Source organism: Pectinatus frisingensis, from assembly GCF_015732285.1.
Taxonomy (GTDB): domain Bacteria; phylum Bacillota; class Negativicutes; order Selenomonadales; family Selenomonadaceae; genus Pectinatus; species Pectinatus frisingensis.
Genome location: NZ_WIQU01000022.1, coordinates 218679 through 244507, shown reverse-complemented (window position 1 = coordinate 244507; position 25829 = coordinate 218679). Strand labels below are relative to the sequence as shown.

Below are 25829 nucleotides of genomic sequence, written 5' to 3'. Positions count from 1 at the left end.
ATACATCACCCCATTACATTTAAATGTTTTAATTCCATATCTTCAGGGCCAGTCATCTGACAGCCTTTTTCTTTAGCATAATGAATGTATTCCAATACCTGTCCGGTGACCAATTCCCCCGGCGCCAATATTGGTATTCCTGGCGGATAACACATAACAAATTCCGTACAAACTTTTCCCACTGCTTCATCCAAAGGCAATGATTTTTCATTATCAGTGTAAAAAGCATCCTGGGGTGGTAAAATCACCTGCGGATTTATATACTCCGCTTCCAGCATTCCTGTAGAATCTTTTTTATAAATGCGTCGTATTTCTGATAGTGCACTTACCAGCCGCTCCATGTCGCGCGGACGATCACCAATGGATACGTAAGCCAATAAATTTGCCAAATCACCAAACTCCGTTTGAATATCATATTCATCACGCAGTATGTCATACACTTCAATGCCGGCTAATCCAATAGACCTCGTATATATAGACAGTTTCGTTATGTCAAAATCATAAATTGCATCACCGTCTATTTTTTCCTGGGAATAAGCATAATAATCGCCAATATTATTTATTTCACTACGGGCATACTCTACTAAGTCTATCACCGAATCAATAATTTGTTTTCCACAGAGAGCCAAATTCCGCCGGGAAATATCAAGGCTTGACATTAAAAGATAAGAGCCACTGGTCGTTTGTGTAAGATTGATTATCTGCCGAACATAACCCTCGGAAATTTTATCGTTTATAAACAGCATCGAGCTTTGGGTCAAAGAGCCTCCTGATTTATGAAGACTCACCGCTGCCATATCGGCACCTGCATGCATTGCAGCAAGCGGCAGCCGGTCACTAAAATAGAAATGGGTACCATGTGCTTCATCAGCCAGAACAAACATATTATTGGCATGAGCTGTCCGAACTATCGTTTTTATATCAGAACAAATACCATAATACGTAGGATTATTGACCAGCACCGCTTTGGCATCAGGGTTATTTTCAATTGCGGCGGTAACATCAGCAATGCTCATTCCAAGAGAAATCCCTAGTGTTTTATCCATTTGCGGATTTATGTATATTGGTACTGCCCCACATAAAATCATCGCATTAATGACACTTCTGTGTACGTTGCGCGGTAAAATTATCTTATCTCCCCGCTTACACACAGTGAGTATCATAGCCTGTACTGACGAAGTAGTTCCTCCCACCATGAAAAAAGCATGAGCCGCACCAAAAGCCGCGGCCGCCAAATGTTCGGCATCTTTTATAACGGAAACAGGATGACACAAATTATCCAGAGGTTTCATTGAATTCACATCGACTGCCATACATTTTTCCCCTAAAAAATCAGTCAGGACTTTATTACCGCGGCCCCGTTTATGTCCCGGTACATCAAATGGTACAATACGTCTTTGTTTCATTTTTTCCAAAGCTTCCAATATCGGTGCATTTTCCTGTGTAAGTTTTTTCACCTTTAAACTCAATTCCCCTTTTTTAAAAGATATTTGTACCACTAAAAATTTCGATCATTTCCCGACGCAGACCATTCATTATTGATAAACGTGTTTTGGGTGGTATTTCATAAATATCAGTTTTAAACAGGTAATTGCTCAGATCACATTCCTTTATCAGCATTTTCGTATGAAAAAGATTAGCCTGATACATATTTATATCAATAGCATCATATTCTTCTAAAGTTTTAGGATCAATAAAATCCTGAATTGAAGCTATGCGATGATCCATAAATAACTTTTTGCCGCTGACATCTCTTGTGAAACCACGCACACGATAGTCCATGGTTATTATGTCGGAATCAAAATTGCCTATCAAATAATTAAGCGTATTCAGCGGCGTTATCTCTCCGCAAGTTGATACATCAATATCAACACGAAAAGTAGCTATACAATTATCAGGATGATATTCGGGATAAGTATGCACAGTTACATGGCTTTTATCCAAATGGGCAAGAATTGTATTGCCCGACACAGTTTCATCTTCCACATCAGCATAAGCCGACCTGGACATATTTTTATTGCCTATCAGCATCGCTACGCTGGCTCCCTGCGGATCATAATCCTGTTTAGCGATGTGCAGCACTTTTGCTCCGATCATCTCCGTCACATGTGTTAGTATTTTGGTCAATCGTTCTGAATTATATTCCTCGCCAATATATTTTATATAATCTTTTTGTTCCCTCGGTGTCTTGGCATAACAAACATCATAGATATTAAAACTCAATGCCTTAGTAAGATTATTAAAGCCATATAATTTCAATTTTTCATTCATACAATGACCTCTTTTCCGCAAAATAAAACTCAGATAAAACTGCACATACTGCCGTTTACCTGAGTTATGAAGATATCGTCGCTGATACCTTTATATGAGCCAGAGTCTATATAGCAGAAAATTACTTTTAATACTCTTATTGACCATTTCACAAGCAACGCGCCAATACGCAAAATATTCTTATAAAATGAACCCCGATTTCAAACTGTGATATTGAAATCCTAGTTTTATCTGCTATAATGATGCAATAGCAGAATCAATAAAAAGGGCAGTTGCCCTGTCCGTTGTGTTGCCTTATTTATAAAGCAGTCAACAATTTCTGCTCACACTGGACTTTATACTAATTATTACTGTAAGCTCTATTATAAAAGAATTTATCAGTAAAAGCAAGAACTTATATTATGATAAAACAAAGAAACTTAACCGCAAAAATGCCCGCCTTCATTTACAAAGGCGGGCATCGCTTTAAACTTACTTATTGAAAATATTTTTCAATGCTTGTTTATTGACATCACGATTCAATTGAGCCAAATAAGTTGTTAACTTAATATTTTTCGGACATACCTGCACACAGTTTTGACTGTTGCCGCAGCTTGTGATACCGCCCTTTTCCATCAATGCATTAAGCCGTTTATCCTTATTAAAGCTGCCAAGTGGATTAAGGTTAAACAGATAAGCCTGAACAGTAGGTGCCGGTCCTATAAAATCAGATTGCGGCCCGACATTAGGGCACGCTTCCAGACAGCAGCCGCAAGTCATGCAATGTGCTATTTCATAGGCAGTAGCAGCTGTGTACGGGTTTTGGATAGGAGCAGTGTTTACTTCCCAGCTGCCATCAACATCAATCCATCCACGAATGCGCTTAAGACTTTCAAACATCACTGAACGATCAATCTGTAAATCGCGGATCACAGGAAAAGTACGCGCCGGAGCAAGACGTATCGGCTGTGGTATTTGGTCAACAAGTGTAGCACAAGCCTGACGTGCCTTCCCATTGATTACCATCATGCAAGCACCACAGACTTTTTCCAAACAATTACATTCCCATACGACCGGAGTTGTCTTTTTACCATCTTTTGTAACAGGTTTTTTTTGTATTTCCATCAAAGCAGCGACAACGTTAAGTGCCGGGCGGTACGGAACCAAAAACTCTTCTGTATACGGTTTGCTGTCAGGCCCATCCTGACGTTCTATAATAAAATGTACTGTTTTTTGTTCTGACATTGTTATTATTTACCTCCCTTAGCAACATCGTAACGACGTGGACGTGGTTTAATCAAGGAGTGATCATATTCTCTATAGGTAATATTTGGTTCATGTGTTTCAGCATTATATGAAGCAATAGTTGTTTTAAGAAAATGTTCATCATCACGATTAGGGAACTCTGGTTTATAATGAGCACCGCGGCTTTCATCACGCATACGGGCGGCTTTGCAAATAACCATAGCATAAATGATCATGTTATGCAGCTGACGAACAAACATTGCTTCCTGATTTGCCCAATGTCCCTTATCGTTTACACCGATATCATTCCACCGAACGAGGATTTTTTTCAATTCATCCATACAAAGGTCAAGTTCTTTATTGACACGAACTATTGTACAATATCTGTTCATCAAATCACCCAGTTCGTGATGAAGTTCATGTGCATTTTCCTTGCCATTCATATTAATAATATTTTCAAATTCATCCACACAGGTTTGTTTAGCCGCAGCTAATTGTTCATCAGTCAGTTCTTCTCCGATATCATCACTTTCAGACCACCGGATAGCTTCAGGACCCGAAATAGTTCCTGAATAAGCTGCCGAAAGCAATGAATTTGCACCTAAACGATTTGCCCCATGATACTGGTAATCACATTCACCGGAAGCCAGCAATGCTGGAATATTAGTGTTATGTTTAGTATCTACCCAGATACCACCCATGGAATAATGTACAGAAGGATAAATCTGCATTGGAACTTTACGCGGATCATCACCGACAAATTCTGAATACATTTCCAATATACCGCCGAGTTTGCGTTCCAAATACTCAGCCGGGATATGTGATAAATCCAAATATACACGGTTTTCACCATTTATACCAAGTTTTTGGTTTACGCAGACATCATAAATTGCCCGGGAAGCAATGTCACGCGGCACAAGATTCCCATAAGCCGGATACATTTCTTCCAGAAAATACCATGGTTTACCATCTTTATAAGTCCATACACGCCCGCCTTCACCGCGGCAGGCTTCTGACATAAGACGGTTTTTATCGGAACCCGGAATAGCCGTCGGATGAATCTGAATAAATTCACTGTTGCCGATTTCAGCACCTTGCTGGTAAACTGCCGATACAGCAGAACCATTGCAAATAGTCGATGCCGTGCAGCGACCAAAAATAACACCTGGGCCACCCGTAGCCAAAATAACAGCATCAGCACGAAATGCTTCAATCTCCATAGAGTTCATATTCTGGGCCACAATGCCGCGGCAAATACCGTTATCATTTTTTATTATCCTAATAAATTCCCAGAATTCATATTTTTTGACATTGCCCTTTACTTCCCATTTGCGCACTTGTTCATCGAGAGCATATAAAAGCTGCTGCCCTGTTGTAGAACCTGCAAATACGGTACGTTTATTTTTCTGTCCGCCAAAATTACGAAGATCCAATACACCTTCTGCCGTACGTGTAAAAGGAACTCCCATTCTATCAAACATTTTTATCAACTTTGGTGCAGCTTCGCACATCCCTTTGACAGCCGTCTGATCTGCTAAAAAGTCACCGCCGTATACAGTATCATCAAAATGTTCCCAAGTTGTATCATTTTGTCCTTTGGTGTTCATGCACGCATTGATACCGCCTTGTGCGCACAACGAGTGTGAACGTTTTACAGGGCAATACGAGAATAATTTTACTTCGCCGCCTGCTTCGCAAATTTTAATAGTTGCCATAAGACCGGATAAACCGCCGCCGACAACAATTATATTCTTTTTACTCACGTAGCTTCTCTCCTTATTCTTAATAAAAAACTAATCAATGCATTTTATATGATGCCATAAATGCAATAGTAACAATACACAACACTGCACAGACAAGCATCATCAACTTGCCGACCACTGACTGGGCACGAGGTCCCTTAGCAATGCCCCAAGTCATGCATAATGTAGTCATACCATTGCAGAAATGGAAGATAGCAGCAAGCATCCCCAAAAGATAAAGAACAAACCAACCCATATTATTGAACATTTCATCCAATAAAGCATAAGAAATAGGTGTTCCGCCGCCCTTGGTGAAAATACGCAGATCAACTACATGGATAATCAAAAAGACAAACAGGAATATAGCCGTCCATCTCTGTAAAGCAAACTGCCAATTACGGGTATAACCATATTGAGCAGGATTATTATTTGCCTGCAGGGCAATATAAAGCCCGTAAATCATATGAAACAAAAACGGAATAGCAAGGCCAAAAATTTCAATCACAAGCATGATATTATGCGGTATTAATGCAATTCTTGCAATAGCTTCATTAAAAGCTGCCGGTCCGCCCATAGCCTCTGCGTTAGTCAATACATGTTCTAACAGGAATAATCCCATTGGCACAATCCCGCAAATAGAATGCAGACGACGAATGTAAAATGTTACATGGAACATTATGAACCTCCTATTATTAATCCCCTTTGGGAAAATTTAAAATAAGGATACCTCAATTGTCTGAGCCTTCCGAATTTCTAAAAATTAAAGTTTACGATAGGGTTTTTGTCCTATTTCATAAAAATTATTTCCCTTCGAGTCGATTACAACAATAGCAGGGAAATCTTCGACGGTAAGTGCAGCAAGTGCTTCAGGTCCTAATTCAGGATAAGCAATCACTTCATATTTTTTCACTGATTTAGCTATAAAAGCAGCCGCGCCACCTACAGCAGCAAAGTATGTGACACCATTTTTTTTCATTGATTCAATTACTTCCGGTGAGCGCGATCCTTTGCCGATCATGCCCTTAATGCCTTGTTCCAGCATCGTCGGGGTATATGCATCCATGCGTCCGGCAGTAGTCGGTCCGCATGAACCAATCGGATCACCTGGTTTTGCCGGTGTAGGTCCCAGATAATAGACAATCTGGTTGTGCCAGTCAATAGGAAGCTTTTCACCTCTTGCCAAAGCTTCTGTCATCACCTTATGAGCAGCATCACGGGCACTATAAATCACCCCACTTATCAAAACACTGTCACCTGCTCTAAGTTTGCGGGATTGTTCTTCAGTCAAAGGCGTCGTAATTCGAATTTTTTCAGCCATTATCAACATTCCTCCTCAAAATTATAATACACGTTTACTATGACGCGTAGCATGACAACAAATAGTCACTGCAACAGGCAGACCGGCAATATGTGTCGGACCCCATTCAATATTCACTGCCAGTGCCGACGTTGTGCCGCCGAGCTGAGGCCCGATACCAGTCTTATTTATCAATTCTAAAAGTTCACCTTCCAGTTTTGCATACTTCGGATGAGCATTACGTTCGGTCAAAGGGCGCAGCAACGCGCGTTTGGAATAATACGCTGCCTTATCCATAGTTCCGCCAATGCCAACACCGACGACCATAGGCGGACATGGATTGCAGCTGGCATGTAAAATTATTTCCATTACAGCCTTCTTTACTCCTTCAACACCATCAGCCGGCACCAGCATTCTTATGCCTGATTTATTTTCACTGCCAAAACCTTTTGGTTCAAGTTCAATTTTTAACTTATTACCGGGCACCATTTCCGTATAAATAATAGCGGGAGTATTGTTTTGTGTATTTTTTCTATCAAACAGTGGTTCAGCAACCACTGATTTTCTTAAATAACCTTCCGTATAGCCTTTTGCCACGCCGGCGTTGACCGCATCATTTAAACTACCGCCTTCAATGTGAAGATCCTGACCTACTTCAAGAAAAATAATTGTCATACCGGTATCCTGACAAATTGGTCTGTCTTCCGCCTTGGCTATTTCAGCATTCTTTATTATCTGGTCAAGAACATCACGGCCGACTGGAGATTCTTCAGTTTCTTTCCCTTTTTTCAATGCTTGATAAACATCTTCAGGCAAGTAATACGCCGCTTCTTTACACATCTGTGCAACTGCGTCTGTTATTTTTTCTACCTGTATAGTACGCATATAAACCCTCCTAAGAATATAATCATCCCAATGCAATAAATGTTATCACATTTTTAAAAGGCTTTCAAGCCTTTAATAACAAGTATTTTCAGATTAAAAAAGGTGAAATCGATTCATTTTTATTTTATAATCTATATGAATATTTTTGATCATAATAAAATGTCAAATAATATTATATTGTATACCTTTGGACGTCAATTGCAGTTTTGTTTTCTAAAAAATTCATAACTGCAAAACTACCTTTTTCTCCATCGCGCGGCAGTGCTATACTTCCTGGATTAATAAATAATCGGTTATCAATGTACTGCTTGGAATAAACATGATTATGTCCAAAAATAATTACATCGGCGTTATTTTTTTCTGCTTCTTGTCTCAAACAATCGATTCCCCATTTAATCTGATATTTATGTCCGTGTGTAAGCCAGATTTTTTTATTTCCTATATTTATAAACTCATCTTCAGGGACATCAATATTATTCCAATCCCCATTGCCGGCCACTTTTACTACTGGTACAGCCACAATTTCAGATAAATATTCGGCATCTTGGATATAATCACCGGCATGCAGCCACATTTGTACATCAGCAGCTTTTTTAACTGCCTTATCGACAGTCTGTGTATTTCCATGACTGTCACTAATAATTCCTATTTTCATAATAAATAACCTGTCAATAGTTTTTTCATTTTATATACGGCTTCACCCCTATGGCTTATTATTTGTTTTTCTCTTATAGACAACTGAGCCATACTTTTTTTATCGGATAAATAAAAATACGGATCATAACCAAATCCATTGACACCACTGGGAACTATTTTTATCGTGCCCTCGCATATGCCTTCAGTCTGAAAAATTTTACCATTAACATCATAAAACACCAGGGCGCATTTATATCGGGCACTTGATTCAACACAATGTACGTTGTTTAATTCATCAATCATTTTATGATTATTGGCCTGATCATCACTTGGTTCTCCCGCAAAACGCGCCGAATATATTCCCGGGCGCTTATTTAAAGCATCGATTTCCAGTCCGGAGTCATCCGCAATACAGGCCATCCCTGTCTGTTGAGAATAAAATTTTGCTTTTATCAGGGCATTTTCTGCAAAACTATCTCCATTTTCTTTTGCCGTTGGTAAATCGGAAAATTCGTCTAATGATCTGACCTTAATTGGCAGTCCTGTAAATTCTTCCAGCAATTCTTTTATCTTTCCCTTATTTTTTGTAGCTATAACAACTGTTCTCATCATTTCAAGGCTCCCTTCCTATTCGCCAGCCGAGATAATTTCCCAAAATATCTTTTTGATATGAAATTATTTTATTTATTCCCGCTTCAGCTTTTTCCAGCAAATCATTAAGCTGCCGATGAGAAAAGGGATGACCTTCTCCCGTTCCCTGAATTTCCACAAAATCACCAATTCCAGCCATCACAACGTTCATATCGACCACTGCTGCGCTATCTTCTTCATAATTTAAATCCAATACTACGTCTTTTTCATTTATTACGCCAACACTAATTGCCGCCAGAAAATCTTTTACAGGAAAAACTTTCTGCGGATCATAAATTGTTTCCATTGCATCAATAAGAGCCACAAAAGAACCAGTTATCGAGGCCGTTCTCGTTCCTCCATCAGCTTGGATGACATCACAATCGATAATTATATTACGTTCCCCCAAGGCTTTTAAATCCATTACACTACGCAGACTTCTGCCAATGAGACGCTGTATCTCCTGTGTGCGTCCATTGATTCTGCCACGTACGGCATCTCTTGTCACCCTGGTCTGCGTGGATCCCGGTAATAATGAATATTCGGCCGACAACCAGCCTGTTCCTGTTCCGCGTAAAAATTTTGGAACTGTTGATTGAATAGTAGCCGTACAAATTACTTTTGTATCACCAAGCTCAATCAAAACCGACCCGGCCGGATTCTTTAAATAATGCCGGGTTATTTTGATCTGGCGCAGCTGTGTATCACTGCGCCCATCTTTTCTAATCATAAAATCCCCCATAACTTTATAATAAAACAATTTTAATCATACCAATGTAAATAACGTTATTTCCGGCGGACAACCCAGCCGAAAAGGAAACCAGCTGCCGGCTCCGGTACTGACATAGCCATACATGCTGCCAAGCATATACATACCACGTGTATATTTGAATCCCGGAAACAGCGGATGTCCAAACACTCCCAACTGTCCGCCATGTGTGTGTCCGGTCAGAGTCAAATCAATACCATTGGAAAAACCATTATCAATAAAATCCGAATGATGCGCCAGTAATACTTTGCAAGAATCGATTGGTATGCCACACATTGCCTGCTTCATATATTCATCGCTTAATTCAGCAAAATGACTGCGATTATGCGGATAATCAACACCAATTATTGATAATTTTTTATCGGCGATTTTTAATGTATCGTTTTCATTTGTTAAAACTTTAATTGGTGTATTTTTTATACTGTCCTTTATTAACTGCATGTCACGCATATATTCGTGATTACCCCAACAAAAATATATACCATACTTAAACTGATAGCAATAGCTGCCAAGTAATGCCACAGCCGCTTTGTTAATACGGTCATCGTCAAAAATATCACCGGTCACAGCTAAAATATCTGGTGATAATTTTACCAGACGATCAAGTATATATCGCAACTTTTCTAAAGAGAAAAAGCTGCCCATGTGAGCATCTGTCAAATGGGCTATTTTAAAACCGCGTAGTACATCGAAATTTTTTACCGGGATATCATATTGATTTAAAATAATATTATTTTTTTCTATAAAACTGCCATATAAAACAGCTCCGCTCAATGGTAAAAGAGCTGCCTTATACAAAAACATCCGCCGTGATTTGTTAACAGCGACAGATTTTGTACTGCCAATCACTTTTCCGTATAGTTTCACTGCTGCCCAACAAACTGCCTTCAATAATGCTGCAAAAATTTCCCCAACAAATACTGCTATTATTACTTGCTGTAAAAGCCATATTAAAGGCACAAAAGTCGGTATTATCTTACTAATATACAGACATGCCAATAGTGCTGCATTACATAAAAGCACTTTCAAGTAAATATATTTGCTGTCGATGCGGGGAAAGGTATCATGCAGTGCATAAGCAAATAATAATGAGAATACCACAAAGGTCAAAGCTACCGATGTTATAAAAATACCGAACATAACTTATCCCACCCAAACATTTAAATAACCTATATGACACTTGACTGATATGAAGTAAAAAATATGCCGGGCAGAATGAATCTGCCGGCATCATTTTTTAATTTTCTTCTTGATACTGCTTAAAATTCTTTATTATAACAATTGGTGTTTTTTGCGATGCATTGCCAAAAGGATTATCCAATAAAAGTTTAGCAACCTTATTCCCATCCACCGCATCAGTCACTCCAACAATACGAGACCGTTTCAAATCATTTACATCTGCAATGACTGCACCAAAGCAACCCAAACGATCTTTTATTTGTTTTACGACTTCATTTGGTTTATCAGGTCCATAAACAATGCACTTATCAAAAGGCGGCATTGTCCCGGTCACATCATCAATAAGTGCTGCCTGCTCGCCGCCCCATTTATAAAAATATCCGTTTTTACCAATTAATTTAGCTGCAAATCCTAAAAACAAGGCCGCCGCAACCCGCCATTTGCCTTCCACATCCATTAATGACTGCATACCGTGCGGGCTGGCCAGACTGCCATAGTCCGGAATAAAACGGCAACAAAAAAGTGCTGTTTTGGATATTTTTAAGTCTTCCGGCCGCACAAATCTCCCTTGTGTTATTGCAACCACGCTTTCAGCCACCGATATGATATCATTTTCAGTGACCTTGTCTTTAGTATACCGTTCTATAATGTCTACAATATTATCTTTTTCTGTAATTATTCTAGTCGGCACTGAAACTATTTCGACATCATTCATCAACATTCTACCCCCAAAATATCAATCTACAAGCTCTATATTGAGTAAAGCTGCAATTTCTGCCGCCGGCAGCACAAGCCGCTTCTTGTCCAATGCCGCCTTATGGCGCGCAGTATGCTGATAAACCACATCTACTGGTATATCGACAACATGCCGTAATATTTCCTTAATGCTTTGTTTATTGCGGTCAAGTAATGTTATTTTTATTACAATATTTATTTTTTCATGTTTTTGAATCAGTACCGCTTCAAAATAGTCATCTTCACGCGGTACATTTTTTAGTTCAGCTTTACCATATACTTTCACACCGGCAAATTGTTCATAAGGCAGCTGGGAACGTATGAAGCAATCCATTATTGTCGCACATTGCTTTCCATCATTACTAATTTCAATCTCAGTAGAAAAAACGGCCTTATCTTCTTTTAATTCATCAAGTACAAAAGGCGTATGTTCCTTTATTTTAAAATTAATATCAGCATCACCGATATTGTGCCAAATCAGATATATTATCCCTATGACTATTATAATCAATACTTCCATTGATTTACCCCCTAAATCAATTAAACTTACTCAGATCTATACCGCTGATAACCGGATTATCAATTCCCATCACAATCTTCACCATTTCTCCGGCATGTTCAGGCATTGCCGAAAAAAAGAATTCCAGACTGCCTTTTTGCCTGTCATCATTTATAAGTTTGTTTTGCTCTAAAATATTCCTTGCCGCTTCAGCTGTGGATAATGCCGGATCTACCAATGTAACATAAGACGGCAGATATTTTTTCAACAAATCTTTAATTATTGGATAATGTGTACATCCCAAAATGAGCGCTTCGATTTTATCAGCAGAAAACATTGCCATATAGCGCCTGACCACCGTTTCAATCGCCATATCATCGATATGCCCGCCCTCAATAAGCGGCACAAATTCAGGACAAGCCCGCGCTATAACTTGAATATCCTTATCAAGCTCCGCAGCTACATCACTATGGAAATTTTTTCTTACCGTTGCCTCAGTGGCAATTACCCCTATTTTTTTATGTGGCGAAACTGCAACAGCTTCCGCTACAGCCGTATTCATTGGTACAAGATAATACGGTTCTCTGCCGGCAGCCGCATCGAATCCCCATGAGGTCATTGTATTACAAGCAAAAACAGCCATTTTTACTTTTTTTAGCTTAAAAAAATTCAAAAACTGCTGCATAAATTTTATTATTTCCCCCGGATTACGTGGTCCATAAGGCATTCTTTGCAAATCACCGACATAGATTATATTTTCCGATGGTAAAATTTTATGTAATTGATAAGCAACAGTAAGCCCTCCCGATCCAGAATCAAAAACTCCAATTGGTGCACAAGCCTGCATCTGCATTCTCTCCTAATCAGCGTATGATTTTATTTTAAGGCCTGCCGCATTTTATCATAATATTTGGCCGGCAGACGTACAATTTTACCCGTATTTTTATTAGTAAACACATTTTGCGTAAAACCTTTCACCAAAAGTGTATTATCCTTTTCCCGATATACTTCATAGGAAAATTCCATTTTTGCGCGTGTCAATGCGGTGGGTATGGTTTTTATTGTCAGAATATCATCATAATATCCTGACGACAGGTATTTTACCCTTACATCAGTTATCGGGAATACATAACCATCATCCATCATTTCCGTGAGTATTATACCCGCTTTACGCAAAAAATCTACCCGCGCTATTTCGAACCATCTTATATAATTAGCATGATGCACAACAGCCATTGCATCAGTATCAAAAAAATGGACACGATAATTTATCATTGTGACCATCGCTATGCCTCCCACCATATTATTTCAACAATTCCGCATTGATTGCCGCCAACCCACTACAATAGCAAAATAACAGACTTATTCAAATATAACACATTGCTAATGAAAAATAAAGTAATTATTGGAAAAGCCGATACGACAAAGTCATATCGGCTTTTCCAATAATTATAATGTGTCCGCAGGTAAACAAAAAATATCAATCAGGTTAAAACGCGTGCCAGACGCACTAATTCTGGATCAAGCGTCTTTGTATTGTTAACTGAATCAAATAAATCGATACTTACGACTTTACCGGCATTAAACCCAAAAACCACATTGGAAACACCTGAAATGACAGCCAAAGCTGCCCGTTCTCCCAATATACTTGCTTTCAAACGATCTTCCACACTAGGAGAGCCGCCTCTTTGTATATGTCCTAAAACTGATACTCTCGTATCAATACCGGTTTTTGCCCCTATTTGTTTGCTGATTTCAATGCCGCTGCCAGCTCCTTCAGCAACGACTATAATACTATAGCGCCGCCCACTGGTGTAAGAATCCTTCAATTCCCGACATATTTGGTCTAAATCAAATTTTGCCTCCGGTACTAAAATATATTCAGCACCACCAGCGATGCCCGACATCATGGCAAGCCAGCCTGATTTTCTTCCCATTACTTCAATGACAATTATCCGCCGGTGTGATGATGCCGTATCGCGCAGTTTGTTTATCGCATCCAAAATTGTATTGACAGCTGTATCGGCACCGATAGTATAATCTGTTCCCCATACGTCATTGTCAATAGTTCCTGGTAGGCCTACTATCGGCATACCGTTACCGAGTTTACTTAGAAGTGACCCACCGGTAAGACTTCCATCACCGCCAATAATGACCAGCCCTTCTATTTCATGTTTTTTTAGATTGGCCAGTGCTTTTTTACGACCTGCTTCCGTCTTGAATTCTTCACTGCGCGCTGTTCCCAGAAAAGTGCCGCCACGTTGAATAATGTCACTTACACTGCGGGAAGTCAACTCATGTATATCGTCTTCAATCATTCCCTGGTAACCGTTATAAATGCCCCAGACCTTGACTCCCTCAAAAATTGCGGTACGAACAACTGCGCGTGTAGCTGCATTCATTCCTGGGCTATCACCGCCGCTAGTCAACACTGCAATGGATTTTAACATTTTGCCACTCTCCCCTGTTTTCACTAAGTTCTAAATCAGGCTTTATATAATCCTAATGAACTATAATTATTTTTATTTTAGATAATTACAGTCTAAAAGTAAAGTCTTTTTATAAAAAGGCCCCCAAAGATCACCTTTATTTATATTTTTTCTCCTGAAATTTTATCTCATCGGGTTCTTCGCTCAATCCTGTGCCCAGCCTGATCAATATTCGTTTTATACGAATATTTTCCACCTCTTCAACAAAAAATTTATTTGTGTCATATACCGTCATTTGCCCTATACGCGGTGGTGTATCAACTTTTGTTGCCAGCCAGCCACCGACAGTATCAACATTTTCTGCCGAAATTTCAATATGCAGTATATCATCCAGTTCATTAAGCAGCATTCGTCCATCCACTGAATACAACTGCCTGCCCCTCTTTTCAATAAGAGGCCGTTCTTCATCAAATTCGTCCTGTATTTCACCGACTATCTCTTCAATGATATCTTCAATAGTCACCATACCGGCTGTACCGCCATATTCATCTACCACTATAGCTAACTGTACACGGTGCTGCTGCATAGTACGCAGTAAATTACTTATTGGCATTGTTTCAGGTACAAACGGTACTGGTCGGATAAATGACAGCAGATCAGGTCTCTTGCCAATGTATAAAGAACGCAGTAAATCTTTGATATGCAAAAAGCCCACGATATTATCCTTATCTTCCCGACAAATGGGGTAACGGGTCAAATGTTTTTCCAAGGCCGTCTTGATATTTTCATCAGGAGAATCCTCCAAATATAAACATACCATATCAGTGCGCGGTATCATTATTTCACGGACGTTACGATCTGAAAAATCAAATACATTGTCGACAAAGGTCAGTTCCGTCTTATCAATATAGCCATGTCTGTGACTTTCTTCCATTAAAATGCGGATCTCATCTTCGGTGTGTGCCGCTTCCTCCTCACCGGCAGGACGAAACCCCAATTTATTTACTACCCAATTGGCAACATGATTCAAAAACCACACCGCCGGATACATAATGCGATGAAAAATAATCATCGGCAGAGCAATTCCCAATGCCACCGGTTCTACTTTTTGGATAGCCATCGATTTAGGTGCCAGTTCCCCCAATACAATATGTAGTGCTGTAATTATACAAAACCCCATCACCAAAGATATAGAATAGCTTAGCGACGGATCCACCTGCAATATTTTTAAAATTGGCTCAATAACTTCAGAGACCGCCGGTTCACCGACCCAGCCTAAACCCAAAGAAGCCAGCGTTATACCAAGCTGTGTAACAGAAAGTGATGCATCCATGTGCTCTGTAAGCATTTTAGCATACTTAGCCCTTTTATTGCCTTGTTCAATCAATATATCCAATCGTGTTGTCCTAATTTTTACAACAGCAAATTCGGCTGCAACAAAAAAACCATTCATGAATACCAGGAACAAAACCAGCAAAAATTTGAGCAGAACAGAAAAAATATCCAATAATTACCTGCGCAAGCAGGTATTCACCTCCAAAATTTATCGCGTCTTTATATATTATATCATTGTATATTATAATTCAAAATCAGATAAAAAATTCCTTCCCGATAAAGTAGATTATATTCCCATAGCAACATTTTACCAAATAGTTACAATTCCGGTTTACTATTATCATCATCAAAATTTGCCGTACAATGCGGATAATTGGAGCATGCCCAAAAATAACCATTTTTCCCCTTTTGCCGTTTCAGCAGACCTTCTTTACAATGCGGACACAAATATTTTTTATCTGCCGGCTTCACTTTTTGCTGTACAGAATCTTTTTCTCTTGCCTGTCTGACCATGTCCAAAGCTGATACCATTCCCACCGAAAAAGCTGCACCAATTGGCTGTTCCTTTTTCATCACCACACGTGACAGTGCCATTTCCATATCCGGTTCACCATTTTTATCATTGCACGTCATATGACATCGCGGATAATTGGAACAACCCCAAAATACGCCTTTTTTCCCAGTCCGCCTTACCATTATGCCTTTTTTGCAGAGAGGACAAATATGTTCGCCCAATACGGGCATGGCACTGTCAAAAGCTTTTTTACAAAGTAATTTAGTAAATTGTATTTGTTCTGCCAAAAAGTCTTCTACAGTTCCTGTCCCTTTTGCTAATTCATTTAGATAATCTTCCCATACAGCTGTGACATCTGGATAAAGCAGTTCATCCGGCAAAGCATCAACCAGCATATAAGCGGTTTGCGTCGGCACAAGACTTTTTTTCCGTCCTTCCGTCTTTAGCAGCTTACGTCGCAGCAAATCATCAATAATCGAAGCTCTGGTAGCTTCCGTGCCAATTCCATATATGGCCCTCAGTTTCTTTTTAGTCGCTTCATCCTTCACATATTTATGTATTTCCTTCATACCCGCCAGTAAAGTCGCCGGCGTAAAACGTGACGGCGGCTTGGTAGCCCGCTTGTCGGCAGCTGCTGCAGCGAATTCGAGTAAATCACCCTTGTTAATTACCGGAAGAATTGCGTTTTTAGTATCATCTTCTTCATTTTCCGACGGATGTTTTTCCGACATATACAGTGATTTCCAACCTAGCTGCCTTTCTGTCCGTCCTGTTGCCTGAAAATTTTCTCCGGCAAATTTTAATGACAATTTAATTTGATCAAAAATATGCAGCGGATAAAATTGAGCAATATAACTCCTGGCAATAAGAAAATAAATATTTCTTTCCACAGCATTAAGTGAAGCTGTTTTTATCCGTACTGAAGTGGGAATAATTGCATGATGGGCCGAGATTTTTTTATCATTCCAAGCCCGGCTTTTTATTTTGCTGTCTGCATCCGCTGCCCATCTTTGCAAATCAGTTTCGCCGCATGCCTGTAAATTATTTAAAATTCCCCTTGCATCTCCCAATTGATTGACAGGTAAATATTCACAATCAGACCGCGGATAAGTCGTGAGTTTCCTTTCGTATAAATGTTGAGCCGTATCCAGCACTTGCTGCGGTTCATAACCGAAATGCCGCCCCGCCAAAACCTGCAATGAGGATAGAGAAAATGGCAGACACTGCGATTCTTTCTTTCCCGTTTTACTATAATTTAATACCGTCGCCTGATTTTTTTCTGCCGCAAATTTTGCCAGTAATTCATCTGCAATTGATTTATCGACAAGCCTGCCTTCGGAATCAAGCCCGGATTGTGCAGAATGCGCTTTCCAAGTGGTTCCGAAAGTACTGTCCACGGTTTTAAAATCCGCTTTTATTATATAATAATCTACCGGTTTAAAATCCTTCAATTCTCTTTCACGCCGTACAACAAGTGCTAATGTCGGTGTTTTTACCCTGCCTACCGGCAATACTAATTTATTATGTCCGGCTCTTCTGGCCGCCAGAGTATACGCTCTTGAAAGATTCATTCCAATTAACCAATCTGCCCGTGCACGAGCTAAAGCCGACAATTTCAACGGCAAAAAATTTTTATTGTCCTGTAAAACAGAATTAGCTTTTTTTATACTTTTTTCATCCAAAGCATTTAATAAAATTCTCTTGACTGGTTTCGTGTTTTTAACATAATCTAAAATTTCATCAATTAATAACTGGCCCTCACGATCCGGATCACCGGCATTAACTATTTCATCAGCCTTTGCAATCAATGATTCAATTATATTAAATTGTTTTTTACATGAATCCTCAATAAGCATCTTCCACTTATCAGGTATTATTGGCAGGGCCTGCGCCCGCCATACTTTATATTTAATATCGTATTCATTGGGCTCTGCCTGACGGAGTATATGCCCAAAAGCCCACGTAACCACTCCGTCCGTTGTCTGTAAATAACCATCATGTCTTTTTATTGGACCGTTGAGACATTTTGCTATTTCATTTCCCATACTAGGTTTTTCCGCAATATATAACCGCAAATCAAACGCTCTCCCATCCAAAGTACTGCCAAAGCACAGCAATCAATCCTCTGTTAAAAAGACGGCTGCCGTTTTAATAACAACGACAGCCTTCATATCATATTATTAAATTTTTCTATAAAATCATCCAAACTCTCATTAAAATTTGCATAATTGTCTATAAATCTATATTTTATATTATAATTGTAACTGTATTTATTTGCAAGTATACCAGCTGTTTTGTAGTTAGTGTTATAAAAATAAATTAAAACATATTGACTTTTTTCTATATGAAGTATATTCTATATATAGAATTTTTTCTATATATAATTAATTACTGTGAGGTTTGTAATGGAACAAAAGTATATTGAAAACACAAAAATTATTAAAGCCCTTGCCGACCCAAAACGACTGCGCATCATTGACATTCTCTCATGCGGCGAGTATTGTGCCTGCAAATTATTGGAAGAGTTTGAGATCACCCAGCCGACACTTTCCCATGATATGAAAGTATTAATAGATGCCGGTATAGTGAATGCCCGACAGGAAGGGAAATGGACAAACTATTCACTTAACAAAAAAAATCTACAAATTTTTTATAAAAATCTTGGTGAGATATTTTCTTCTTCAGCCGAATGCATTTGTCACACAAAAATTTCCAATAAACACTCTACACTCTGAAAAATCTTTGCACTCCCAGAGTGTTTAAATTAAAAATTTATTCAATAAAAAGAGGTAACATTTATGAAAACTATGCAAATATTTGAACCTGCCATGTGTTGTTCTACCGGATTATGTGGTGCCACAGTTGATCCTGAACTGCTTCGTATTTCAACCGTACTTGATATATTAAAAAAACATACCATATCAGTTGAACGTTATAACCTTGCCAGTACACCAATGGCATTTATAAACAATAAAATAATTAGTAAATTTCTCTTTGATAAGGGTCCTGATAGTCTGCCAGTCGTCCTACTGGATGACAAAATAATTCTTACCGGCAGATATCCTGCCAATGCAGAATTTATAAAATGGCTGGATCTTCCTGCTGATCTACTAAATAAAATCACCGAAAAACCGCAAAACAATGATTGTTGTACAGGAGGCTGCTGTTAAAATGAACATTTTTGATCCTCACCACGTTAAGCTTACAAAATATCTTTTTTATACCGGCAAGGGTGGTGTAGGAAAAACCAGCATTGCTTGTGCGACTGCTGTATCCCTTGCTGACAGCGGAAAGCGGGTATTACTGATCAGTACTGATCCTGCTTCAAACTTACAGGATGTTTTTTCAATACCACTTACAAATGAAGTATCATCTGTCCCGACTATTCCAAATTTATTTATAGCAAATCTTGACCCTGTACAGGCTGCCGCAGAGTATCGGGAAAACGTCATCGCCCCTTACCGCGGTAAACTGCCCCAGGCAGCTTTGGTAAACATGGAAGAACAACTTTCCGGTTCGTGTACTATAGAAATTGCAGCTTTTAATAAATTTTCCAATTTTCTTACGGATGATACGATACAAAAAACATATGACTATATTATTTTTGATACTGCCCCTACCGGTCATACCTTACGGATGCTGCAGCTTCCATCTGCATGGACCAGTTTCATTAGTGAAAGCACCCACGGTGCTTCCTGTCTCGGTCAGCTTTCTGGTCTGGAAAATAAAAAAACAATATATCGGCAGGCTGTTACAACCTTATCCAATAGGGAAATGACCACTATCATTCTTGTCACACGTCCGGAAATAACTCCACTTGCAGAAGCAGCACGAGCTCATGCTGATCTTTTTTCTCTGGGCATCAGTAATCAGCTTCTAGTTATTAACGGTATTTTACCTGAACACCACGATAAACTTTCTGCCAGTTTATATAGAAAACAGCAAACAGCACTTAACTCTATGCCGAAAGAATTACAAATTTTACCTTGCTACGAAGTACCATTACGAGCTTATAATGTCACTGGTATTGAAAATGTGCGCGCAATGCTGCACAGTGACCATATAACAAAATGCACAGAAAAATTAACTATATCACAAATTCCCAATTTAAATGATATAGTTAATGAATTATCCGCAACTGATAAACGTGTTATTTTCACAATGGGAAAGGGTGGTGTAGGAAAAACCACAATTGCCGCCGCTGTCGCCTTAAACCTTGCCAACCGTGGTAAAAAAGTTCACCTTACAACCACTGATCCAGCCGCACATTTAAAATTTGTCCTAAATGAGACTTGTGGTATTACCATGAGTCATATTGACGAAATCAGAGAATTACAAAAATATCAATCCGAAGTCATCGACAAAGCCCACACCGCAGGGATAAGCGATGCTGATATGGCTTATATTAAAGAAGATTTACAATCACCCTGCACACAAGAAATTGCAGTGTTCCGCGCTTTTGCCGAAATTGTAGCAAAAGCCGACGACGAAATCATAGTCATTGATACAGCGCCCAGTGGTCATACATTACTTTTATTACAATCGACGCAAAATTATGATCACGAAATCAAACGTACAAAAGGTGAAACCTCTGAGTCAATAAAGCAACTGTTACCGCGGCTTAAATCAAGTGAAACGGCAGTTCTTATCGTAACACTGCCTGAAGTAACCCCTGTCTATGAGGCACTGCGGCTGGAAGATGACTTAAACCGGGCTGGAATTCCGACAAAATGGTGGATCATTAATAAATCCCTGCAAGGTTTAAATACATCCAATCCTATGCTTACGGCAAAAGCCGAAAATGAAATCGAATGGATTAACCGCATCAACAGACATACTGCCGGTAAATTCAGTCTTATCACCTGGCACTATGATGAACTTAAGGGTGACTTGCTAATGACTCTTTAAGCTAATGACTCTTTATAAAAAACAAAGGGGCTGTCACATAAACATCATTGACCTCATAAGAATGCAACTACAACCTCTGCACGGTTCCCCGCTCTTTTAAAAGCGAGATAAAGCATGCGGGATATTGCATATTTATGAATGAAAATGGTTGCATGTGACAACCCCTTTGCACATTCATTTTTTGTAACTATTAAAAAATCTTTTTTCATATTCATCGGGGTTGCGCGATATTTGAATATTGGCCTCAAACAAGCGATCCCAAGGGAAATCCACCTTTACGGCCCGTATTTGTAAAAATGGCAGTTGTTCATTAAAAAACTCTTGTGCCATCTGCTGGGCATCTATTTGTGCCGGTTCTATTTTATCTCCCAATAGTAATTTTGTTCCCTGACCAGGGAAAATATTAAGTGCTCTGGCTACTGTCTGACGTACATTAGCCTGATATAACCAATCATCGACATAACGCATCAGCAACAGTTTATTTTTATCCTCCGGTTTCATGTGCAATGATAAAATTCCCTGACCGATGGACCAGCCAGTACTATTGGTTGCTGTATTCCAACCAGCATATGAATTTAATTTAAACAACAGATGCCGTTTAGCCAACAAGCGCATAAGAGCGTTGTCAGCTCCATTGGCATATGCTATATCGCCGACTGCCACAGGGATATCCATATTTATATACTGATCTATCTTATCCACAAATGATTCTGTATTGGCACGCGGATACGGTGAATTTGCTGCTTCTCCGGCTTCGTAAGTCCAACCGCTGACATTTGTATTTACCAATACTATCATTGCTGCTTTTTCTATCGAAGCAGTTGGTATTCCTCCTACCAGACATATTTCGGAACGAACCGAATTATCAATAGGTTCATCAGAATAAGAAGGTATTGTAGCCCCACCATACCCATTGGCATAGCTTATAGCTATCAACGGCTGATAATTATTAAACTTATTTATTGCCCTTGTAATCAATAATAACCCTAATTCATCAACACCTTCCACGATGCTAAATCTATCTGTTGACAAACCCTGGGCAGATTTTTCCAGCATTACTCTTTCATTATGTGTTTGGGAATATGGTGCGTTATCATCACACCCTAGTGCCAGATAGGAAACTATATCGTTGCGGGCCAGCTCGATCAATACCCTATTAGCCTGAAAGTTTTTTTGCCGTCGGTCAAGCCAATCACCAATAACACTGCTTGGAATGCGCTGCCGCAGGTCCATCATTTTATTTAATTCATCACCGGAAAGTCCTGTTGAAATATCTTTATCCAGCAATGCTGTATACTGAAAAATATCCGCCCCATAAGTTTGATAATATTCCGGTTCTTCAGTTCCTGATGCCGCGGCATTTTTAGGAGTACGCATTATTGAAGAAAATACATATAGTGGCAGTTTAGGATATTTCTTATGTATTTCAATAAAATTATTGGTCCTTTGTAAAATTGTATTTTTGGCAAAGTCATGCTTACGCGATGCCACCAGGCTGCCATAGAGGAATGAATCAGATGAGACAACTGCAGCATCTGCATCTTCAGCATTATCCATTACCCATTTAAACAGGCCATCAGGATCTCCCGGTTCAGTACGATTTCCCAGCAATTGTTCAGGCGGTACTTTAATAATGACATTAGCCTTTTGGGCTACCTCCACTGTTTGTTTATCAGAAATAGGACGATTATCATGCGGTACGTATAGTATGACTTTCTCCTTTGGTTTTTTTGCTGACACAGTGGCTGCCTGTATGTTAGCCGAAAAAAAGCCAATCATAATGGCTGCCAGTATCTTCTTCCAATCCAACCGATTCAACACTGACAAAAATATATTCAAAAAATCCACCTCAACGTTAAATTCTCTAATGTATTAGAATATCATAAAATGTCATAAAAATAAATATATCCATGATACAACATAAAAATAATAATAACGTTATTTCCTATATTTAACACGGTATTTACCTATTAAATAATAATATGCTGACTTGACATATAAATTCAATTATGTATAATGCAAGCGAGATGTCGATTTTATTATTTCATGGCGACATCATCAGGAGGATTTATGTGAAACTGCTGCTTATCGCTGTAAATGCCAAATATATCCATTCGTCTTTAGCTGTACGTTATTTAAGAAACTATTGCCGTGATCTTCCCTGCAGTATTGAAATCAGTGAATTTACAATAAATAATCACTTATTGGAAATAGCTGACCAGATTTTTGACAAAAAGCCTGATATAATCGGTTTTGATTGCTATATTTGGAATATTGAGCTGATAAAAAAATTGCTTTTATTACTCAATAAACTTTTACCTGATACCAAAATAATTTGCGGTGGTCCGGAAGTGTCTTATGATACTAAAAGTTTTATGCGTAATTTTCCAATGGTCGATTTTGTTATCCGCGGTGAAGGTGAACAGCCATTGCATTCATTACTGTCCAGCCTGTTGGAAGATAAGCTTCCCGATACTATTCCGGGACTTGCCTATCGCTGCAGCCAAACTGATGAAAAAATTGGTTTTCCTGTTGTCTTTCCTGACCTTAACAAATTGCCTTTTCCCTACTGTGAAAAGGACATTGCTGAACTTGGTGAACGTATAATCTATTATGAAAGCTCACGCGGCTGTCCATATTCCTGCAAATATTGTTTATCCTGTGCTACCAAAGGTGTACGCTACCGCGCAATCGATAAAGTATTGGCTGAACTTTCCTTTTTCATTGCCCACGACGTAAAACAGGTTAAATTTGTTGACAGGACTTTTAATGCCGATAAAAAGCATTTTATGCCAATCTGGGAGTTTTTATCTAAACAAAACTGCCGCACCAATTTTCATTTTGAAGTAGCTATTGATCATCTGGATGAAGATGCATTAGCTTTACTGAAACAAATGCCAACCGGCCGCATACAATTGGAAGCTGGTATTCAATCGACTAATACCAACACTTTAAAACAAGTCAGCCGCGTTAATAATTGGAGTAAAATAACAGCTAACATTCACACTATCCTTTCCCAAAAAAATATACACATCCATACAGATCTGATAATCGGGCTGCCATATGAAAACATGGTCTCACTGCATAATTCATTTAATGAAGCCTATGCTCTGCAGCCTGATATGCTCCAGGTAGGTTTCTTAAAGTTGCTTAAAGGCTCTGCCATGGAATCCCTGATCACTGAACATAACTATGAATTTATGCCCACAGCGCCTTATCAGGTATTATCAAACAATTATCTGTCTGCTGATGAAATGCGATTTCTACGTACATTTGTTGAGGTATTTGATCTTTTTTATAATTCCGGACGTTTTAGATATACAGTAAGGTATCTTTGCAAATTTACACAAAATGATGCATTTATATTCTTCACCGCACTAACACGATTTTGGCACAAACGGCAATTGGATAAGACACCGCACTCACCTAAATTGCTGTATGACTATCTGGCTGATTTTGTCAATATCTGGCAGCCGGTTCAACGAAAAACAGTCAATGAATTATTGCGCTTTGACGCTTTATGTTCCGACGGGGGACGATTCAAGGCCGAATTTTTGCCTTGGAGTGAAAAAAAACTACACAAAACGTTGGAAAATTTCTGGAAAAACTCTGTTGCCGTCAAAAAATATATTCCTGATTATAAATTCATTAATTGGCGTGATATAAAAACAAAATATCATGTAGAATATTTTACAGTCGACGTTTTACAATTTGAGCAGACAGGTGATATCAAGAGCAAAACGTCTCCCGTATTGTTTCTTTATACCAGACCTGCCGTAAAAAAAATTTCTATAGATCCAGGTGACTTATAGTATGGTATACTATACTTTTTCTGATTATCTAAAACAACGGTATGGTGAAAAGGTCTATAAGCTGCCTATCGCTTTACCGCTCACATGCCCCAACAGAGATGGGACATGTGGGGTAAATGGCTGTACTTTTTGCGGCTCTATCGGTACCGGCTATGAAAACCTGCCATCTTCAATGTCGGTCACTCAGCAAATTACAGCCAACAAAGCCCACATCATTCCTAAATATAAGGCTAAAAAATTTATTGCCTATCTACAAAATTTCAGCAACACTTATCTGCCTATAAACGATTTGATTCGTTATGCTGAAGAGGCGACACACGATGAAAATATAGTAGCACTATATATTGCTACACGGCCTGACTGTATCAATGAATATTACCTTGCCCGCCTCAATGATTTAAAAGAGCATCGCCATATCGATATTTGTATAGAGTTAGGATTGCAGACAGTCAACTACAAATCGCTGATCAAAATAAACCGTGGACATACACTGGCAGAATTTATTGATGCCGTACTGCGGATAAAACAATATAATATACAGACTTGTGCTCATATTATATTGAATCTTCCCTGGGATGACATGACAGACGTAATAGAAACCGCTAAAATAATGTCAGCCTTACGACTTGATCAAGTGAAGCTGCATGCACTTTATATAATTAAAAACACAGTAATGGCCGAACAATACCTTAACAATGAAATAAAACTTATTTCACTCAGTGAATATAAACAACGTGTTATCACCTTTTTAGAATATCTGTCTCCGGATATTGTATTACAACGCTTAATTGGACGAGCTCCGGCTGAAAATACATTATTTTCAAATTGGCATACCGGTTGGTGGAAAATTCGTGATGAAATAATTGCCGAAATGGAAAATAAAAATTTACAACAAGGCTTGCATTACAACTATCTCAACGGACAGGCTTTAAAAAAATTTATTGCTTATAATTGATAATAATTA

The 25829-nt window shown here is 38.9% G+C and carries 24 protein-coding genes; 5 read left to right on the top strand and 19 right to left on the bottom strand.

What is annotated here, in order from left to right; all coding sequences use genetic code 11:
• Nucleotides 1–5: 5 nt before the first annotated feature.
• From I6751_RS04095 to I6751_RS04010, 18 genes are all read right to left on the bottom strand, one after another.
• Nucleotides 6–1457, bottom strand: coding sequence for an aminotransferase class I/II-fold pyridoxal phosphate-dependent enzyme (locus tag I6751_RS04095; protein ID WP_196591799.1), 1452 nt, complete (start codon nt 1455–1457; stop codon nt 6–8).
• A 22-nt stretch (nt 1458–1479) separates the two neighbouring features.
• On the bottom strand, nt 1480–2271 hold the full coding sequence (speD, locus tag I6751_RS04090; protein WP_196591798.1) for an adenosylmethionine decarboxylase: 792 nt from the start codon (nt 2269–2271) through the stop codon (nt 1480–1482).
• Nucleotides 2272–2742: 471 nt separating this feature from the next.
• The gene (gene sdhB, locus I6751_RS04085; RefSeq protein ID WP_182188425.1) at nt 2743–3495 is read right to left on the bottom strand and encodes a succinate dehydrogenase iron-sulfur subunit; all 753 of its coding nucleotides are present in this window, start codon (nt 3493–3495) and stop codon (nt 2743–2745) included.
• Nucleotides 3496–3500: 5 nt separating this feature from the next.
• Nucleotides 3501–5258: a succinate dehydrogenase flavoprotein subunit gene (gene sdhA, locus I6751_RS04080; RefSeq protein WP_196591797.1), complete on the bottom strand. Its 1758-nt coding sequence runs from the start codon at nt 5256–5258 to the stop codon at nt 3501–3503.
• 34 nt (nt 5259–5292) lie between these two features.
• Nucleotides 5293–5913 (bottom strand): succinate dehydrogenase/fumarate reductase transmembrane subunit, encoded by a 621-nt coding sequence (locus tag I6751_RS04075; protein ID WP_182188423.1) that lies wholly within the window; start codon nt 5911–5913, stop codon nt 5293–5295.
• An 84-nt stretch (nt 5914–5997) separates the two neighbouring features.
• Nucleotides 5998–6555 (bottom strand): Fe-S-containing hydro-lyase, encoded by a 558-nt coding sequence (locus I6751_RS04070; protein WP_182188422.1) that lies wholly within the window; start codon nt 6553–6555, stop codon nt 5998–6000.
• Between the two features lie 21 nt (nt 6556–6576).
• Nucleotides 6577–7419 (bottom strand): fumarate hydratase, encoded by an 843-nt coding sequence (locus I6751_RS04065; protein ID WP_196591796.1) that lies wholly within the window; start codon nt 7417–7419, stop codon nt 6577–6579.
• 172 nt (nt 7420–7591) lie between these two features.
• Nucleotides 7592–8074 carry a metallophosphoesterase family protein gene (locus I6751_RS04060; protein WP_196591795.1) on the bottom strand — a complete coding sequence of 161 codons (483 nt, stop codon included), beginning with the start codon at nt 8072–8074 and terminating at the stop codon, nt 7592–7594.
• Nucleotides 8071–8667, bottom strand: coding sequence for an RdgB/HAM1 family non-canonical purine NTP pyrophosphatase (gene rdgB / locus I6751_RS04055; RefSeq protein ID WP_231037956.1), 597 nt, complete (start codon nt 8665–8667; stop codon nt 8071–8073). Before rdgB ends, I6751_RS04060 begins: the two co-directional genes overlap by 4 nt.
• Nucleotide 8668: 1 nt before the next feature.
• Entirely contained in the window at nt 8669–9415 is a 747-nt protein-coding gene (rph, locus tag I6751_RS04050; RefSeq protein ID WP_231035406.1) for a ribonuclease PH, read from the bottom strand.
• 36 nt (nt 9416–9451) lie between these two features.
• On the bottom strand, nt 9452–10594 hold the full coding sequence (locus tag I6751_RS04045; RefSeq protein WP_196591794.1) for a metallophosphoesterase: 1143 nt from the start codon (nt 10592–10594) through the stop codon (nt 9452–9454).
• Nucleotides 10595–10691: 97 nt separating this feature from the next.
• A complete protein-coding gene (locus I6751_RS04040) occupies nt 10692–11348 on the bottom strand; it encodes a coenzyme F420-0:L-glutamate ligase (RefSeq protein WP_196591793.1) in 657 nt (218 codons plus the stop codon).
• A 21-nt stretch (nt 11349–11369) separates the two neighbouring features.
• The gene (locus I6751_RS04035) at nt 11370–11888 is read right to left on the bottom strand and encodes a hypothetical protein (RefSeq protein WP_196591792.1); all 519 of its coding nucleotides are present in this window, start codon (nt 11886–11888) and stop codon (nt 11370–11372) included.
• A gap of 16 nt (nt 11889–11904) precedes the next feature.
• Nucleotides 11905–12714 carry a glutamate racemase gene (gene murI, locus I6751_RS04030; RefSeq protein WP_196591791.1) on the bottom strand — a complete coding sequence of 270 codons (810 nt, stop codon included), beginning with the start codon at nt 12712–12714 and terminating at the stop codon, nt 11905–11907.
• Between the two features lie 29 nt (nt 12715–12743).
• Nucleotides 12744–13151, bottom strand: coding sequence for an acyl-CoA thioesterase (locus I6751_RS04025; protein WP_182188415.1), 408 nt, complete (start codon nt 13149–13151; stop codon nt 12744–12746).
• Between the two features lie 200 nt (nt 13152–13351).
• Entirely contained in the window at nt 13352–14317 is a 966-nt protein-coding gene (gene pfkA, locus I6751_RS04020; protein ID WP_196591790.1) for a 6-phosphofructokinase, read from the bottom strand.
• 136 nt (nt 14318–14453) lie between these two features.
• Nucleotides 14454–15803, bottom strand: a complete 1350-nt coding sequence (locus tag I6751_RS04015; protein WP_182188413.1) for a hemolysin family protein — start codon at nt 15801–15803, stop codon at nt 14454–14456.
• Nucleotides 15804–15949: 146 nt separating this feature from the next.
• On the bottom strand, nt 15950–18220 hold the full coding sequence (locus tag I6751_RS04010) for a DNA topoisomerase 3 (protein WP_196598990.1): 2271 nt from the start codon (nt 18218–18220) through the stop codon (nt 15950–15952).
• A gap of 330 nt (nt 18221–18550) precedes the next feature.
• Here I6751_RS04010 and I6751_RS04005 point away from each other — a divergent pair, with 330 nt between their 5' ends.
• The 3 genes from I6751_RS04005 to arsA all read left to right on the top strand — a co-directional run bounded on the left by I6751_RS04005 (nt 18551) and on the right by arsA (nt 21053).
• Nucleotides 18551–18880 carry an ArsR/SmtB family transcription factor gene (locus I6751_RS04005; RefSeq protein WP_196591789.1) on the top strand — a complete coding sequence of 110 codons (330 nt, stop codon included), beginning with the start codon at nt 18551–18553 and terminating at the stop codon, nt 18878–18880.
• 63 nt (nt 18881–18943) lie between these two features.
• The gene (gene arsD, locus I6751_RS04000) at nt 18944–19315 is read left to right on the top strand and encodes an arsenite efflux transporter metallochaperone ArsD (RefSeq protein ID WP_196591788.1); all 372 of its coding nucleotides are present in this window, start codon (nt 18944–18946) and stop codon (nt 19313–19315) included.
• Between the two features lies 1 nt (nt 19316).
• Nucleotides 19317–21053 (top strand): arsenical pump-driving ATPase, encoded by a 1737-nt coding sequence (gene arsA, locus I6751_RS03995; RefSeq protein WP_196591787.1) that lies wholly within the window; start codon nt 19317–19319, stop codon nt 21051–21053.
• Between the two features lie 174 nt (nt 21054–21227).
• Here arsA and I6751_RS03990 read toward each other — a convergent pair whose 3' ends face one another.
• On the bottom strand, nt 21228–22892 hold the full coding sequence (locus I6751_RS03990; RefSeq protein ID WP_196591786.1) for a DUF4127 family protein: 1665 nt from the start codon (nt 22890–22892) through the stop codon (nt 21228–21230).
• A gap of 233 nt (nt 22893–23125) precedes the next feature.
• Between I6751_RS03990 and I6751_RS03985 the strand changes: the two genes are divergently transcribed.
• Together I6751_RS03985 and mnmL are read left to right on the top strand one after the other, a co-directional pair.
• The gene (locus I6751_RS03985; protein WP_196591785.1) at nt 23126–24865 is read left to right on the top strand and encodes a B12-binding domain-containing radical SAM protein; all 1740 of its coding nucleotides are present in this window, start codon (nt 23126–23128) and stop codon (nt 24863–24865) included.
• A 1-nt stretch (nt 24866) separates the two neighbouring features.
• Nucleotides 24867–25820, top strand: coding sequence for a tRNA modification radical SAM protein MnmL/YtqA (mnmL, locus tag I6751_RS03980; protein WP_196591784.1), 954 nt, complete (start codon nt 24867–24869; stop codon nt 25818–25820).
• Nucleotides 25821–25829: the final 9 nt, after the last annotated feature.

Coding starts and splice junctions, on each gene's coding strand:
- speD (WP_196591798.1), bottom strand. CDS start 2,271: ATGAATGAAAAATTGAAATTATATGGCTTTAATAATCTTACTAAGGCA.
- sdhB (WP_182188425.1), bottom strand. CDS start 3,495: ATGTCAGAACAAAAAACAGTACATTTTATTATAGAACGTCAGGATGGG.
- I6751_RS04075 (WP_182188423.1), bottom strand. CDS start 5,913: ATGTTCCATGTAACATTTTACATTCGTCGTCTGCATTCTATTTGCGGG.
- I6751_RS04070 (WP_182188422.1), bottom strand. CDS start 6,555: ATGGCTGAAAAAATTCGAATTACGACGCCTTTGACTGAAGAACAATCC.
- I6751_RS04065 (WP_196591796.1), bottom strand. CDS start 7,419: ATGCGTACTATACAGGTAGAAAAAATAACAGACGCAGTTGCACAGATG.
- I6751_RS04060 (WP_196591795.1), bottom strand. CDS start 8,074: ATGAAAATAGGAATTATTAGTGACAGTCATGGAAATACACAGACTGTC.
- rdgB (WP_231037956.1), bottom strand. CDS start 8,667: ATGATGAGAACAGTTGTTATAGCTACAAAAAATAAGGGAAAGATAAAA.
- rph (WP_231035406.1), bottom strand. CDS start 9,415: ATGATTAGAAAAGATGGGCGCAGTGATACACAGCTGCGCCAGATCAAA.
- I6751_RS04045 (WP_196591794.1), bottom strand. CDS start 10,594: ATGTTCGGTATTTTTATAACATCGGTAGCTTTGACCTTTGTGGTATTC.
- I6751_RS04040 (WP_196591793.1), bottom strand. CDS start 11,348: ATGAATGATGTCGAAATAGTTTCAGTGCCGACTAGAATAATTACAGAA.
- I6751_RS04035 (WP_196591792.1), bottom strand. CDS start 11,888: ATGGAAGTATTGATTATAATAGTCATAGGGATAATATATCTGATTTGG.
- murI (WP_196591791.1), bottom strand. CDS start 12,714: ATGCAGGCTTGTGCACCAATTGGAGTTTTTGATTCTGGATCGGGAGGG.
- I6751_RS04025 (WP_182188415.1), bottom strand. CDS start 13,151: ATGGTCACAATGATAAATTATCGTGTCCATTTTTTTGATACTGATGCA.
- pfkA (WP_196591790.1), bottom strand. CDS start 14,317: ATGTTAAAATCCATTGCAGTGTTGACTAGCGGCGGTGATAGCCCAGGA.
- I6751_RS04005 (WP_196591789.1), top strand. CDS start 18,551: ATGGAACAAAAGTATATTGAAAACACAAAAATTATTAAAGCCCTTGCC.
- arsD (WP_196591788.1), top strand. CDS start 18,944: ATGAAAACTATGCAAATATTTGAACCTGCCATGTGTTGTTCTACCGGA.
- arsA (WP_196591787.1), top strand. CDS start 19,317: ATGAACATTTTTGATCCTCACCACGTTAAGCTTACAAAATATCTTTTT.
- mnmL (WP_196591784.1), top strand. CDS start 24,867: ATGGTATACTATACTTTTTCTGATTATCTAAAACAACGGTATGGTGAA.